Origin of the sequence: Variovorax trehalosi, assembly GCF_051216415.1 — a bacterium.
Lineage (GTDB): Bacteria > Pseudomonadota > Gammaproteobacteria > Burkholderiales > Burkholderiaceae_C > Variovorax.
Genome location: NZ_JBPJZG010000001.1, coordinates 834,683 through 848,809 on the forward strand (window position 1 = coordinate 834,683; position 14,127 = coordinate 848,809).

General features: G+C 68.8%; 12 protein-coding genes. 6 read left to right on the forward strand and 6 right to left on the reverse strand.

Annotated elements, in window-relative coordinates:
* The 6 genes from phnC to ACSFA7_RS03935 all read left to right on the forward strand — a co-directional run bounded on the left by phnC (position 1) and on the right by ACSFA7_RS03935 (position 6,853).
* A complete protein-coding gene (phnC, locus tag ACSFA7_RS03910) occupies positions 1 to 816 on the forward strand; it encodes a phosphonate ABC transporter ATP-binding protein (protein WP_435498168.1) in 816 nt (271 codons plus the stop codon).
* Entirely contained in the window at positions 813 to 1,811 is a 999-nt protein-coding gene (gene phnE / locus ACSFA7_RS03915) for a phosphonate ABC transporter, permease protein PhnE (protein WP_435498169.1), read from the forward strand. Before phnC ends, phnE begins: the two co-directional genes overlap by 4 nt.
* 133 nt (positions 1,812 to 1,944) lie before the next feature.
* On the forward strand, positions 1,945 to 2,148 hold the full coding sequence (locus ACSFA7_RS03920) for a hypothetical protein (RefSeq protein ID WP_435498170.1): 204 nt from the start codon (positions 1,945 to 1,947) through the stop codon (positions 2,146 to 2,148).
* A gap of 54 nt (positions 2,149 to 2,202) precedes the next feature.
* Complete coding sequence (locus tag ACSFA7_RS03925) at positions 2,203 to 4,455, forward strand: phosphocholine-specific phospholipase C (RefSeq protein WP_435498171.1); 2,253 nt, start codon at positions 2,203 to 2,205, stop codon at positions 4,453 to 4,455.
* 34 nt (positions 4,456 to 4,489) lie between these two features.
* A complete protein-coding gene (locus tag ACSFA7_RS03930) occupies positions 4,490 to 6,379 on the forward strand; it encodes a YadA family autotransporter adhesin (RefSeq protein WP_435498172.1) in 1,890 nt (629 codons plus the stop codon).
* Between the two features lie 123 nt (positions 6,380 to 6,502).
* On the forward strand, positions 6,503 to 6,853 hold the full coding sequence (locus ACSFA7_RS03935; protein WP_435498173.1) for a hypothetical protein: 351 nt from the start codon (positions 6,503 to 6,505) through the stop codon (positions 6,851 to 6,853).
* Positions 6,854 to 6,872: 19 nt separating this feature from the next.
* Here the strand turns inward: ACSFA7_RS03935 and ACSFA7_RS03940 are convergent, their stop codons facing one another.
* From ACSFA7_RS03940 to ACSFA7_RS03965, 6 genes are all read right to left on the reverse strand, one after another.
* Entirely contained in the window at positions 6,873 to 9,152 is a 2,280-nt protein-coding gene (locus ACSFA7_RS03940; RefSeq protein ID WP_435498174.1) for a glycoside hydrolase family 3 N-terminal domain-containing protein, read from the reverse strand.
* 85 nt (positions 9,153 to 9,237) lie between these two features.
* Positions 9,238 to 10,206: a Bug family tripartite tricarboxylate transporter substrate binding protein gene (locus ACSFA7_RS03945; RefSeq protein WP_435498175.1), complete on the reverse strand. Its 969-nt coding sequence runs from the start codon at positions 10,204 to 10,206 to the stop codon at positions 9,238 to 9,240.
* A gap of 41 nt (positions 10,207 to 10,247) precedes the next feature.
* Positions 10,248 to 11,207: a D-2-hydroxyacid dehydrogenase gene (locus ACSFA7_RS03950; RefSeq protein WP_435498176.1), complete on the reverse strand. Its 960-nt coding sequence runs from the start codon at positions 11,205 to 11,207 to the stop codon at positions 10,248 to 10,250.
* Positions 11,204 to 12,163 (reverse strand): Bug family tripartite tricarboxylate transporter substrate binding protein, encoded by a 960-nt coding sequence (locus tag ACSFA7_RS03955; protein WP_435498888.1) that lies wholly within the window; start codon positions 12,161 to 12,163, stop codon positions 11,204 to 11,206. Before ACSFA7_RS03955 ends, ACSFA7_RS03950 begins: the two co-directional genes overlap by 4 nt.
* 82 nt (positions 12,164 to 12,245) lie before the next feature.
* A complete protein-coding gene (locus tag ACSFA7_RS03960) occupies positions 12,246 to 13,145 on the reverse strand; it encodes an amidohydrolase family protein (RefSeq protein WP_435498177.1) in 900 nt (299 codons plus the stop codon).
* Positions 13,146 to 13,158: 13 nt separating this feature from the next.
* The gene (locus ACSFA7_RS03965; RefSeq protein WP_435498178.1) at positions 13,159 to 14,124 is read right to left on the reverse strand and encodes a tripartite tricarboxylate transporter substrate binding protein; all 966 of its coding nucleotides are present in this window, start codon (positions 14,122 to 14,124) and stop codon (positions 13,159 to 13,161) included.
* Positions 14,125 to 14,127 lie beyond the last annotated feature (3 nt).

The following is a 14,127-nucleotide window of genomic DNA, read 5'->3' on the forward strand; positions in this document are numbered from 1 at the left end:
ATGCTGAACTTCGATTCGGTCGCCATGCGCTATGCCGACGGCACGCGCGCGCTCGACGGCGTCTCGCTCCAGGTGCCGGCCGGCCAGTTCTGCGTGGTGCTGGGCTCCTCGGGCGCCGGCAAGTCGACGCTGCTGCGCATGGCCAACGGGCTGGTGCGGCCGACCGGGGGCGCGGTGCAGGTCGAGGGCGTGCCGATCGTGGCCGCTGCGCTGGCACGCATCCGGCCGCGCATCGGCATGATCCACCAGCAGTTCAACCTCGTGCTGCGTTCCACCGTGGCCGAGAACGTGCTGGCCGGCGCATTGCCCGCCATGCCGACCTGGCGCGCGCTGCTGGGCCTGTTCACCGACGCGCAACGCAGCAAGGCCTGCGCGCTGATCGAATCGGTCGGGCTGCAGGAGCAGCACCTGCTGCGCCGCGTGAGCGAACTCTCGGGCGGCCAGCAGCAGCGCGTGGGCATTGCGCGCGCCTTCATGCTCGATCCGCCGCTGGTGCTGGCCGACGAGCCGGTGGCGAGCCTCGATCCGCAGACCAGCCACGACGTGCTCTCGCTGCTGCGGCGCGAGGCGCGCGAGCGCGGCACCACGGTGCTGTGCAGCCTGCACCAGATCGAGCTGGCCTGCGAGTTCGCCGACCGCATCGTGGCGCTGCGCCATGGCGCGGTGGTGTTCGACGGTGCGCCTGAAGCGTTCGACCCCAAGGTCTTCGATGCGATCTACGGTCGACCCGCGACCATTGCGCAACCGCAGGGCCCTCTGACAGAACCTGAAGCCGTGCTGCCGTTGCACAACGGCACATTGGAGCTTGCACGATGAGCCGCCCCGCATCCGCCTGGGAACTGCCGCGTCCCTTCGGCACCCGCAGCCTCGTCGTGCTGTTCCTCGTCATCGTCGTCGGCTTCTTCGCCGGCCAGCGCGTGGAGATGGGCCGCATGCTTTCGCTCACCGGCGAAGGCTTGCTCGCCGCCGTCGGGCTGCGCGACCAGTCGCAGGTGCTCTCGGGCCTGGGCACCATTGCGCGTTCGCTCTTTCCGCCGCAGGTCTCGGAGCGCACCGAGGTCGCACGCATCGAGGGCTTCGACCGCAATCAGCTGCCCTGGTTCTCGCATGTCGAGACCGAGGAGTCGCGCCAGCCCAAGCTCAACCCGCAGACGCTGCAGATGGAAGAGGTGGTCGACCAGCGCGAGGTGCTCGTCGAGCCCTTCGGCTACCTCTGGCATGTGGCGGTGAAGATGCTCGAGACCTTCGAGATCGCCATCTGGGCCACGCTGCTGGCCATCGTGCTGAGCGCCCCGCTGGCCTGGTGCAGCGCGAAGAACTACACGCCCAACCGCGCCGTCTACGCGCTGGCGCGCAGCGTGGTGGGCATGTTCCGCGCGGTGCCCGAACTGGTGAGCGCGCTCTTCCTGGTGCTGGCCTACGGCTTCGGTCCCATCGCCGGCGTGCTGGCCCTCGCGCTGCACTCGGCGGGCTTTCTCGGCAAGTTCTACGCGGAAGACATCGAGACCGCCGACGACAAGCCGCAGGAGGCCCTGCGCGCCATCGGCGCGAACAAGCTCAAGGTGATGCGCTTCGCGGTGCTGCCGCAGGTGATGCCGCAGTTCATTGCCTACACGCTCTACGTGCTCGACCGCAATGTGCGCATGGCCACCGTGGTGGGCCTGGTGGGCGCGGGCGGCATCGGCCAGGAGCTCAAGGGCCGCTACGACATGTACAACTATGCGCACGTCGGAACGATCCTCATCGCGATCTTCCTGACGGTCCTCGTGCTCGACAGGGTCGCAGCCCGCCTGCGCAGCCGCTATGCCTGAGCGCTAGCCCACCCCATCCCCCGACTTTCTTTCGATTCCGGTGCGAGCCCTTCGCGGGCCCGCAGGGGACCGGCTTTGCCTTCGATTTCGCTTTTTTGCTTCCTCACGCCCAACCGACTCCAAAGGACACCTCATGAAATCAGCTTCTTCCCGGTACGGCCTCGCTGCGGCGGGCCTCGTCTTGTGCCTTGGCCTCGCCGCCTGCGGCGGTGGTGGTGGCGGCGGCAGCGGTGGACTGCCCATCCTCCCGCCGGGCCAGACGCCGCCCGCCGGCAGCGGCCCGCAACAGCCCGGTGGCGACCAGCCCCCGCAGCCCGCTCTCAAGTGCGCGCCCTGACACCGCCCATCGCCAACCGATCAGCCCCCCATTCCCCGCGTTGAAAGACCACCCATGAACACCCCCAACCGTCGCGATTTCTTCCGCAAGTCGGCGGGCGCCATCGGCGCCGCCTCCGCCCTGACCATGCTGCCGCCCGTGATCCGCAAGGCGCTCGCCATCGAGGCCGCCGTCGACACCGGCACCATCAACGACATCAAGCACATCGTGATCCTGATGCAGGAGAACCGCAGCTTCGACCACTACTTCGGCACCCTGAAGGGCGTGCGCGGCTTCGGCGACCGCTTCCCGATTCCGCTGGCCAACGGCAAGCCGGTGTTCTTCCAGCCCAACACCGTTGTCGGCGGCCCGGAGATCCAGCCCTTCCGTCGCGATTCCACGATCGCCAATGCGCTGATCGGCTCCGGTACGCCGCACAACTTCCCCGACATGCAGGGCGCATGGAACCAGGGAAAGATGGACCGCTGGATCCAGTTCAAGAATCAGGCAACGATGGGCTACTACCTGCGCGAGGACATCCCGTTCCAGTTCGCGCTGGCCGATGCCTTCACGATCTGCGACGGCTACCACTGCTCCATCCTCACCGGCACCGATCCGAACCGCATCGTGTTCTGGTCGGGCTCCAACTTCAATCCGGAGTTGCGGAAGAAAGGCATCAACAGCACGGACACCGATTCCGAGCCGGTCAACTCGCGCTGCTGGCCCAGCCCTTCCAGCTGGGTCGCGGGCCGCGCGCAGAAGACCGACGGCACGGGCCAGACCGACCCGGCGGGCGCCTACAACTACAAGTACGTCAACAACTCCTTCAAGTGGGACACGTTGCCGGATGTGCTGCAGAAGGCCGGCATCACCTGGCACATCTACCAGAACATGAACAACAACTGGACGGGCGCCATGAACGGCTGCCTGGCCTTCGAGAGCTTCCGCACCGCGCAGCCCGGTTCGCCGATCTATGAGCACGGCCTCACGGGCGGCCCCGCGGCGGCCGACGGCGCCGTCAACTTCCTCGCCCAGCTCAAGCTGGACGTGACGAACGACACCCTGCCGCAGGTCTCGTGGGTGCTGCCCACGCAGGCACTGGCCGAGCACCCGGGCAGCAGCGAAGGTGTTGCCGGCGCGGCCGACTTCATCTCGGACGTGCTGAGCGCGCTGACCTCCAACGCCGCGGTCTGGAGCAAGACGGCACTGTTCGTCACCTTCGACGAGAACGACGGTTTCTTCGACCACCTGGCGATGCCGGCGGTGCCCTCGTACGACGCCAGCGGCGAGCTGATGGGCAAGTCCACCGTGCCGCTCGATGGCGAGTACTTCGACGCCTCCGTGGGCAGCTACCTGAACGCCGCCGACACCACCAGCGGCAAGACACGCCCCTGGGGCCTGAGCTCGCGCGTGCCGATGTACGTGATCTCGCCGTGGAGCAAGGGTGGCTGGGTCAACTCGCAGGTGTTCGACCACACCTCGATGGGCCGCTTCCTGGAGAAGCGTTTCGGCATCACGATCGACGCCATCAGCCCGTGGCACCGCGCGGTCTGCGGCGACCTCACCTCCTGCTTCGATTTCGTGAGCCCGAACGACCCGGTCGTTCCCAAGCTGCCCGACACGAGCAACTATCCCGCGGTCAATGCGGCGCAGAAGCTTCTGGGCAACACGGGTGCGGTGACCAAGGCACCCGCCACGCCGCAGCCGCTGTACCAGGAAACCGGCACGCGCTTCTCGCGCGCGCTGCCCTACGAGCTGCACACCAGCGCGCGCATCGAGCCGCGCGGCCTCGTGTCGCTGATCTTCAGCAACACCGGCGAGCAGGGCGCGGTGTTCCACGTCTACGACAAGCTGCACCTGGACCGCATCCCACGCCGCTACACGGTCGAGGCCGGCAAGCAGCTCACCGACTATTGGAACGCCGGCGCCACCGACAGCGGCAAGTACGAGCTGTGGGTGTACAGCAGCAACGGCTATGTGCGCACCTTCAAGGGCGATGCGCTGGCCACCGATGCCGCGGCCTTCAAGCCCGAAGTGCAGGTCTGCTACGACCCGGCCGCGGGCCAGGTCTACGTGAAGGTGCACAACACCGGCACGGGCAGCGGCACGGTGTCGGTCAAGGCCAACGCCTACCGCGCCGACGGCCCCTGGTCGCTCGACGTGGCCGCGGGCGCCACCGGTCTCTTGCACTGGAACCTGGAGAACAGCGGCCACTGGTACGACTTCACCGTGACCGCCGACAACTTCGAGCGCCGCTTCTCGGGCCGCGTGGAAACCGGCAAGCCGAGCGTGAGCGATCCGGCGATGGCGCTGCATCTCGCGGCCTGAGCCGCCCCCCGAAACGACAACAACGAGGAGAACCATGAAACACAAGCGCGCAACGCGCGGCGCAGCCCTGGTCGGGCTGGCCGTCGCGCTCGGCTCGGGTGTCGGCCTGGGCCATGCCCAGACCATCACCTGGGACCCGGCCAAGTCGAACCTGGGCATCGGCACCAACGCCGGCACCACCGGCGTCACGGGCACCAACAACCAGGCCGTGGGCACCAATACCGGCAACAACGTCAGCACCAAGTACAACCTGGCCATCGGCGACGGCGCGGGCACCAACGTGAGCGGCGACAACGCCAACCAGGCCATCGGCTTCCAGGCGGGCACCGACGTCAAGGGCGGCTGGAACCAGTCCTTCGGCCGCAGTGCCGGCGACAACGTCACGGGCAACCACAACAACGCGACGGGCTTCCACGCCGGCAGCGGCGTGACCGGCTCCGACAACAACTCGACCGGCACCAACGCGGGCATGACGGTGGCCGGGAACAACAACAACGCCATGGGCAACGGTGCCGGCAACAACGTCACGGGCAGCGAGAACACCGCCATCGGCACCAATGCCGGCAAGAACGTGACCGGCAGCAACGACATCTCGATGGGCAACGGCGCGGGCAACAACGTCAGCACCAACTGGAACCTGGCCATCGGCGAAGGCGCGGGTACCAACGTGTCGGGCAAGAACGCCAACCAGGCCATCGGCTACTACGCGGGCACGAACGTGGTCGGCGGCTGGAACCAGACCATGGGCCGCAGCGCGGGCGAGAACGTCACCGGCGACTACAACAACTCGAACGGCTATGCCGCGGGCCAGTTCGTCACCGGCAACCGCAACGACGCCACCGGCTCCAACGCCGGCCAGCATGTCACCGGCTCCGACAACGAGGCCTACGGCACCAGCGCCGGCGGCAACGTCACGGGCAACAACAACCAGGCCTACGGCAACAGCGCGGGGCGCGACGTGAACGGCAGCAACAACATCTCCAGCGGTGCGGGCGCAGGCGTGGGCGTCACCGGTTCGGGCAACCAGGCCTCGGGCCAGATGGCCGGCGCGCAGGTCTCGGGCAACAACAACCTCTCGATGGGCCAGGGCGCAGGCGGCGGCGTGCAGGGGAACCGCAACCAGGCTTTCGGCGCAACGGCCGGGCAGGCCGTGACAGGCAACGACAACACGGCGCAGGGCAACGGCGCCGGCCGGCACGTGAGCGGCAACGCCAACATCGCCATCGGCAACGACGCGGGCGTGTACGTCAACGCGAACCAGACGCTGTCGATCGGCGCTTCGGCCCGCGCCAACGCCGACAACGCGATGGCCATCGGCAGCGGCGCACAGGCGCAGGCCGATGCGGGCATTGCGCTGGGTGCCAACGCGGTGGTGCAGCACGCCAACAGCGTAGCGCTCGGCGCGGGCAGCGTGACCACGCGCGGCGCCCAGTCGAGCTACGTGGCCACCGGCATGGCCGGGCTGCAGTCGTCGGCCGGCGAAGTGGCGCTGGGCAACCGCCAGATCACCGGCGTGGCACCCGGCAGCGCGCCGACCGACGCGACCAACGTGGGCCAGGTGCAGGGCATGGTGCAGAACGGCGTGGCCTCGGCCAACGCGTACACCGATACCGTCGCCGCGCAGGGCCTGCCGTTTGGCAAGGCCTACACGGACCTCACGGCCGCACGGCTGCAGAACGAGATCAGCGACAACGCACGCCGCGCGTATGCGGGCATCGCAGGCGTCGCGGCGATGGAGTCGGCACCGGTCGTGCCCGGCAAGATCAGCTATGCCGTGGGCCTGGGCAACTTCCGCAGCGAGAGCGCGATGGGCGGATCGCTGCGCCGCACCTCGGAGGATGGCCGCTACAGCGTCACGCTCGGCGTGGGCGCGACCAGCTCGGGCGTGGTAAGCCGGGTGGCGTTCACGGGCGTTTTCGACTGAAGCTGTGAGGCGAGAGAAGGCGCTCGCGCCGCGGCGCCTTCTCACGCAGGTCTAAGCAAGCTCTCACGGGCCCGTAAGTGGGCCGGCCTAGAGTGAAAAAACCGATCACTCCAGGAGACACCCATGAGACTTCGTACCGTAGCCCTCTGCATCGCCGCCGCGCCGGCACTGGTGCTGGCCTCGCTCGCGCATGCGAGCGGCTTCGCCGATCCCGACTATCCGCAGGTATCGCACTCCACCCAGTCGCGCGACGCGGTGGCCGCGGAGGCCATGCGCGCCAACAACGGCATGCACGCGACCGAGATCGCCGAATCGCAGGTGCAGCCATCGGTGGCGGGTGCCGACCGCGCGCAGGTCCAGGCCGAGGCGGTGCGCGCCAACAACGCGATGCATCCGACCGAGATTCTCGAATCGCAGGTGCAGCCGCCGGTGGCGTCCGCGAACCTGCCGTCGCCGAGCGCCAGCGGCGAGTGAGCCGCCAGCTCGCTCGCGCTCACTCGCGGGTGAGCACGAAGCGCTTGCGGATGCCGCTCGCAGCCGAAGGCGCCACCCACAGGTCGAACTCGCCGGGTTCGACCACGGGCTTCATGTCGCGGCCGATGAATGCCATGTCGGCCGCGGCGAGCGTGAACTCGACCACCTTCGATGCGCCCGGCTCGATGCGCACCTTCTGGAAGCCCTTGAGCTCGCGCACCGGCCGCGTCACGCTCGCGGCACGCTGCGAGAGGTAGAGCTGCACCACTTCCTCGGCCTCGCGCATGCCGGTGTTGGTGACGGTGGCACGCACGCGCAGCGTGTCGCCCATCGTCATGCGGTCCTGGCTCAGCTCCACGCTGTCGTAACGCACCGGCGCATAGCCGATGCCGAAGCCGAAGGGGTAGAGCGCCTCGTTCGTCGCATCGATATAGCGCGTCTTGAACGACGTGCCCGGCGCGCCTTCGGGCGAAGGCCGGCCGGTGCGCTTGTGGGCGTAGTAGTAGGGCACCTGGCCGGCCGTCTGTGGAAAGCTCACCGGCAGGCGGCCGGAAGGATTGAAGTCGCCGAACACCACGTCGGCGATGGCGTGGCCCGTCTGTACGCCGAGGAACCAGGTCACGAGGATGGCGCGCGCATTGCGCACCGCGCCCTTGAGCGCCATCGCGCGGCCGTTGCTCAGCAGCACGACCACCGGTTTGCCGGTCGCGGCCACGGCTTCGGCCAGGTCCTGCTGCGGCTGCGGCAGGCCGATGTCGCTGCGCGAGCGCGATTCGCCCGACAACTTCTGGCTCTCGCCGATGGCGAGCACTACCACGTCGGCATCGCGTGCGGCCGCCACTGCGGCCTCGATGCCGCCGGCCAGCGGTGATTCGACGTTCGAGCCGCGCGCGATCGTCACGGATGAATCCGGCCCCAACGCGGCACGCAGCCCTTCGTCGATGCCCACCGGCGCCGACTGGCCCGGGAACAGGCTCCACGAGCCCATCAGGTCCTTCGTGCCTTCGGAGAACGGCCCGATCAGCGCGATCTTCGTGCCGGCCTTGGGCAGCGGCAGCAGCTTGGCCTCGTTCTTGAGCATGACGATGGAGCGGCGCGCATCCTCGCGGGCGAGCGCGATGAACTCGGGGTTCTCGGGGCGTTTGGCGGCGGGCGGCCCGTCGAGACCGCGGAACGGGTCGTCGAAGAGGCCCAGCTTCTGCTTGACGTACAGCACGCGGCGCACCGCCTCATCGAGCCGCGCCATCGGCACTTCGCCGGAGGCCACGAGGTCGGGCAGGTGGCGCATGTAGAGCCCGCTCTGCATGCTCACGTCGGTGCCGGCCATGAATGCCTGCTTGGCGGCTTCGCGGCTGTTGGCGGCGTAGCCGTGCTCGATGAGCTCCTCGTCGGCCGTGAAGTCGGAGACCACGAAGCCCTTGAACTTCCATTCGTCGCGCAGCACGCCGGTGAGCAGCGCGCGGTTGGCGGTCGACGGGATGCCGCCGATCTCGTTGAAGGCACTCATGACCGAGAGCGCGCCCGCGTCGATGGCCGCGCGGAACGGCGGCAGGTAGACCTCGCGCAGCGTGCGTTCGGAAATGTCGCTGCTGTTGTAGTCCAGCCCGCCCTCGGCCGCGCCGTAGGCCGCGAAGTGCTTGGGCGTGGCGAGCATCGAATCGGCGTTCGAGAGGCTGCTGCCCTGGAAGCCGCGCACGCGCGCCGCCGCGAACTGGCGCGCGAGGTACGGGTCTTCGCCCACGCCTTCGAGGCCGCGGCCCCAACGCGCATCGCGCGCGATGTCGACCATCGGCGCAAAGGTCCAGCGGAAACCGTCGGCCGTGGCCTCGACCGCCGCCGCGCGCGTGGTGCGCTCGGCGAGCGCCGGCTCCCAGCTCGAAGCCTCGGCCAGCGGCATCGGGAAGATCGTGCGAAAGCCGTGGATCACGTCGGCGCCGAAGATCAGCGGAATCCCCAGCCGCGATTCGCGCACCGCCACCTGCTGCAGCCGCAGCTTGCCTTCGAGGCCCGCGTTGTTGAAAAGGCCGGTCACGCGCCCGGCGCGCACGTCGGCCGTCTCCTGCTGGCCATTGCGCCACGCGGTCTGCGGGTTGTTGGGAATGTTGATGTCGGCCGGACCGTAGAGGCTGAGCTGGCCGGCCTTTTCCTCGACCGTCATGCGCGAGATCAGCGATTCGATGCGCGCATCCGCCACGTCGGCGGGCGTGGGGTCACCCGGGGCGGAGGCGGCGAAGGCGGGAGGAAGGAAGCCGGAGGAGAGGGAGAGGAGGGCGGCGAGCGCCGCTTTTCGAACGTGCATGGCCTCCTATTCTGCAGACAACCCGTCCAGCCCCCGGCAAGCGGGTTTCCGTCGTGGCCGTAGGGCTATGTCTGACTCGGCCGCTTTACTCCGCCGTCGCGCCTGCTTCTTTCGCCACCTTGACCCACTTGGTGGTCTCCGTGCCGATGAAGGTCGCAAGCTCCGCGGGCTTCATGTTCCCGGCCGTCACGCCCTGTTCCTCGAAGCGCTTGACCACGTCGGGCTGCTGCACCGCGCGGGCGAGTTCGGTGTTCAGGCGTTGCACGATTTCGGGCGGCGTGCCGTGCGGGGCCATCAGCGCAAACCACGTCGTCATGTCGTAGCCCTTCAGGCCCGCCTCGTCGAGCGTGGGCACGCCGGGGTAGGCGGGCGAGCGCGTCTTCGTCGTCACGGCCAGCGCATGCACCTTGCCGGCCTTGACGTGCGGCGAGGCCGAGGGGCTGGTCTCGATGGCCATCTGGATCTGTTCACCCATGAGGTCGGCCATCATCGGTGCGCCGCCCTTGTAGGGCACGTGCACGATGTCGGTCTTGGTCATCGAGCGGAAGAGCTCGCCCGAGATGTGCTCGGTGCTGCCGTTGCCGGCCGAGCCGAAATTGACCTTGCCCGGATTGGCCTTGATGTATGTGACGAGCTCGGCCACCGTTTTCGCGGGCACCTTCTCGTTGACGATCAGCACGTTGGGCGTGGAGGCCACGAGCGCCACCGGATCGAAGTCGCGCTGGAAGTCGTAGGCGAGCTTCTTGTAGAGGCCCGGCGCGATCGAATGCGCGATGGTGGCCAGGAACAGCGTGTAGCCGTCGGCCGGTGCCTTCGAGGCGATGGTCGCGCCCACGGTGCCGCCCGCGCCGCCGCGGTTGTCGATGATCACCGGCTGCTTGAGCGCTTCGGAGAGCTTTTGCCCCACGGTGCGCGCGACGATGTCGGTGGTGCCGCCGGCCACGAAGGGCACGACGAGGGTGATGGGTTTGGTGGGCCAGTCGGCGGCGGATGCCATGCCGGCGGTGAGCATCAGCGCGGCGACGGCGGTGTGGAGGAAGGTGTTTCGGTTCATGGTCGTGAGGTCTTGGTGTTGTTGTTTGAGAGGAGATGGCTTCAGGCCACGCGGTTCAGAAGCGGCCGGCCTTCGTTCCAGCGTTTCAGGTTGTCGAGGAAGAGCGCGGCGACCCGCGCCTCGTTGCCGTCCGAGTGGCCGGCGGTGTGGGGCGTGACGATCACGTTCGGCATGTCCCACAGCGGCGAATCGGGCGGCAGGGGCTCGTGCGCGAACACGTCGAGGTAGGCGCCCGAGAGCGCGCCGCTGCGCAGTGCGTCGATGAGCGCGGGTTCGTCTACGACCTCGCCGCGCGAGACGTTCACCAGCCTCGCGCCAGGCGGCAGCAGGGCGAGCGCGGCCGCATCGACAAGGCCGCGCGTGCGATCGGTCAGCGGACAGGCGAGCAACAGCCAGTCGGCGCGCGGCAGCACGGTGTGGATGTCCTCGAAGCGCACGCTGTCGGTGCCTGCATTGCTGCGCACGGCGACCACGCGCAATCCGAGCGCAGAGAGCAGTGCACCGAGGCCTTGCCCGATCGGCCCCCAGCCGACGATCACCGCCGTCTGTCCCGCCAGGTCGCGCGGCAGGCCGCTGCCCACCAGCGGCGCCCAGGTCTTCTCGCGCTGCGCCGCGAGCAACTGAGGAAAGCTGCGCGCGAGCATCAACACACCGGCCAAGGCGGTCTGCACGACCACGCCCGCGTTGGCGCCCGACGAAGTCGTCACATCCACGCCGCGAGCGCGCAGCTCGCCGTACACGGGGCGGTCGGCGCCCGACGAGTGCGCATGTACCCAGCGCAGCGATGGCGCGCCGCGCAAGGCATCGTGAAACTGCTGCGTGTGGGGCAGCACCTGGTGCTTGGTCGAGAGGCCCGTGACATCGCGCGAGACGAAGGCGACGTCCGCATCGTCCCCGGGATTCACCACCACGTGCGCGCGCCCTCCGAGCGCTTCGGCAAGGCCCGTGCTGGCCTGCCGCACGGCCGCAGGCGTCATCAGGATGCGCAGTGGCGAACTCATTCCGCCGTAGCGCCGGATTCGCGCACGATCACTTTCCACTTGTCGTACTCCTGCCGTGTGAACTTGCCGAACTGCTCGGGCGTGCCGCCGACGGGGTCGGCGCCTTCGCGGATCATCTGCGCTTCCAGCGAAGGCAGCGCGTCATTCACCGATTTGTTGAGCAGCGCGATCACCGGTGCCGGCGTGCCCTTGGGCGCGAAGAAACCGAACCAGGAGCCCGCCGAGAAACCGGCGAAGCCCTTCTCGGCCACGGTCGGAACGTCAGGCAGGGAACGCGAGCGCTTCAGGCTGCTCACCGCGATGGCGCGCAGCTTGCCCGCGCGGATGTGCGGGATCACCGAGGGAATGGTCGCGAACATGAACTGGATGCGTCCTGCGAGCAGGTCGGTCAGCGCATTGGCGCCCTTGTAGGGCACGTGCAGCGTCTCGGCGCCGATGCGCTTGCTGAGCATGTAGCTCGACAGGTGCGACGAGGTGCCGATGCCGGTCGAGCCGTAGTTCAGCTTGTTGGGGTTGGCCTTGGCGTAGGCGATGAACTCCTCCATCGTCTTCGCGGGCACCTCGGGGTTCACGACCAGCACGTTGGGCACGTCGGCGATCTGCACCACCGGCACGAGGTCGGCGAGCGGGTCGTAGGTCATGTTCTTGTAGAGCGTCTGGTTCACGGCCATCGGGCCGACCGAATTGACGATGAGCGTGTAGCCGTCGGCCGGCGCGCGCACCACGAACTCGGTGCCGATGTTGCCGCCGCCGCCGGGCTTGTTGTCGATGACGAAGGGCTGGCCCAGCTTCTCGGACATCTGCTGCGTGACGGCGCGCGCGAGGATGTCGGTGGTGCCGCCCGCGGTGAAGGCGACGACCACGCGCACGGGTTTGCTGGGGTACGCGGATTGCGCATCGGCACGCGGCGCGGTGCCGAGACCCGCGGCCAGCAGCGCGGCGGTGGCCGTGCCCATGAGCTTCTGCAGGAGAGGGGAAGAAAGCTTGTCTCGTTTCATTTTTCTGATCCTTGGGTCTGTTGTCTCTGTCTCTTGTCACTTAAGGGGGCCGGGGAAAGTCGTACAGCGCCGCCGGGTTGTCGACCAGCACGCGCTGGCGCTGCGCCTCGTCCGGCAGCCAGCGCGCCAGCAGGTTCACGAGGGCTCCGTCGTCCGGCACCTGCTGCGCTTCGAAGTAGTTGATGTGCGGCCAGTCGGTGCCCCACACCACGCGCTCGGCACTGGCCTCAAGCAGCGCGGCGGCGAAGGGGTCGATGTCGGCGTAGGGCGGGCCCATGCCGGTGTTGCGGTCGGCGCCCGAAATCTTGGTCCAGGCCTTGCCTTCGGCGAGCAGGCGGCACAGCGTGCGAAAGCCCGGATCGTCGGTGCCGCGCGATGCCGCCATGCGGCCCATGTGGTCGATCACCAGCGGCACGCCGGCACGCAGCAGCCGCGGCGCCAACTCGACGAGGTCGGGTGCGTGGATCCAGATCTGCGCGTGCCAGCCGCGCTCCGCCAGGCGTGGCGCCAGCGCTTCGAGCACCTCGATGCCCACGCCGTTGCGGTACACGGCATGGCCGTCGCGCTTGAAGAGGTTGAAGCGCACGCCGCGGATGCCGGCCGTGTGCCAGCGGTCGAGCTCCGCATCGCTGGTGTCGGCTTGCGGCACGGCGATGCCTCGCAGGCGGTCGGGGTACTGCGCGAGCGCGGCCAGCACGGCACCGTTGTCGGTGCCGCTCGCGCTGCCGGTCACCAGCACGCCGCGCGAGAGGCCCAGCCGATCCAGGTGCGCGATGAAGGCCGCGCCGGGATATTCGCCGGGCGTGTAGCTGCGGTCGTCCGCCAGCGGAAAGCGGTCGTAGGGGCCGAAGACATGGGCGTGGCTGTCGCACGCACCGGGCGGCAGCGCGAAAGACACGGGCGTGAATGCGTCGTGGGGAGGCAGGCAGGGGCGGGTCATGGTGCGTGCCTCCTCAATCGGTCTTGAGCTTGCCGCTCTTGGCGAGCACCCGCGCGCTGGCGTCTTCCTTCTTCAGCATGGCAAGCCATTCGTCGGGCGACGAGGCCTTGCCGGGGCTGCCGACGGAGACGAGGTGGCGCTTGACGTTCTCGTCGGCCAGCGCCTTGCGCAGCGCGGCGTTGATCGTGTGGATCACGTCCGGCGGCGTACCGGCGGGCGCGAGCAGGCCGGTGGCGGTGGTCGCGTCGAAATCCTTCAGGCCGGCTTCGCGCAGCGTGGGCACGTTCGGCAAGGCGGGGTCGCGGTCCTTCGACATCACGGCGACCACGCGCAGCATGCCCGACTGGATGTGCGCGGCCGAGCTCGTGAGCTGGTCCACCACGAGATCGATCTGCCCGCCCAAGAGGTCCGTGAGCGCCGGCGCCGAGCCCTTGTACGGCACGGTGTTCAGGCTCAACTTGCCGGCCTGCTCGAGCTGCAGCAGCGCGACGTGGTTGGTGGTGCCCGGGCCCGCATGGCCGGCCGTGACCTGGCCCGGCTTGCTGCGCGCGGCCGTGAGCACGGCGTCGATGTCCTTGTACGGGCCTTGCCCGCGCACCGCGATCACCAGCGGCGTGGTGGCGGCCAGGCCGATGGGGGCGAAGTTGTCGAGCGCGTAGGTCGTCTTCGTCATCAGCGGCAGCACGACGAGCGCGTTCGGCGTGCTGACGAGGAGCGTGTAGCCGTCGGGCTGCGCGCGCGCCACGTACGACGCGCCGATGGCGCCGCCCGCACCTGCACGGTTGTCCACGATCACCGACTGGCCGAGGGTCTGGCCCAGTGCCGGTGCCAGCGTGCGCGCGACGACATCGAGGTTGCCGCCGGGCGCGAACGGCACGACGAGCGTGACCGGCTTCTGCGGGAATTTCTGCGCGAGCGCGGGCAGCGCGAAGGCGGCTGCAACCGCCGCCAGCAGGGCGGGGAGGAATCTTCTCTTCATGGG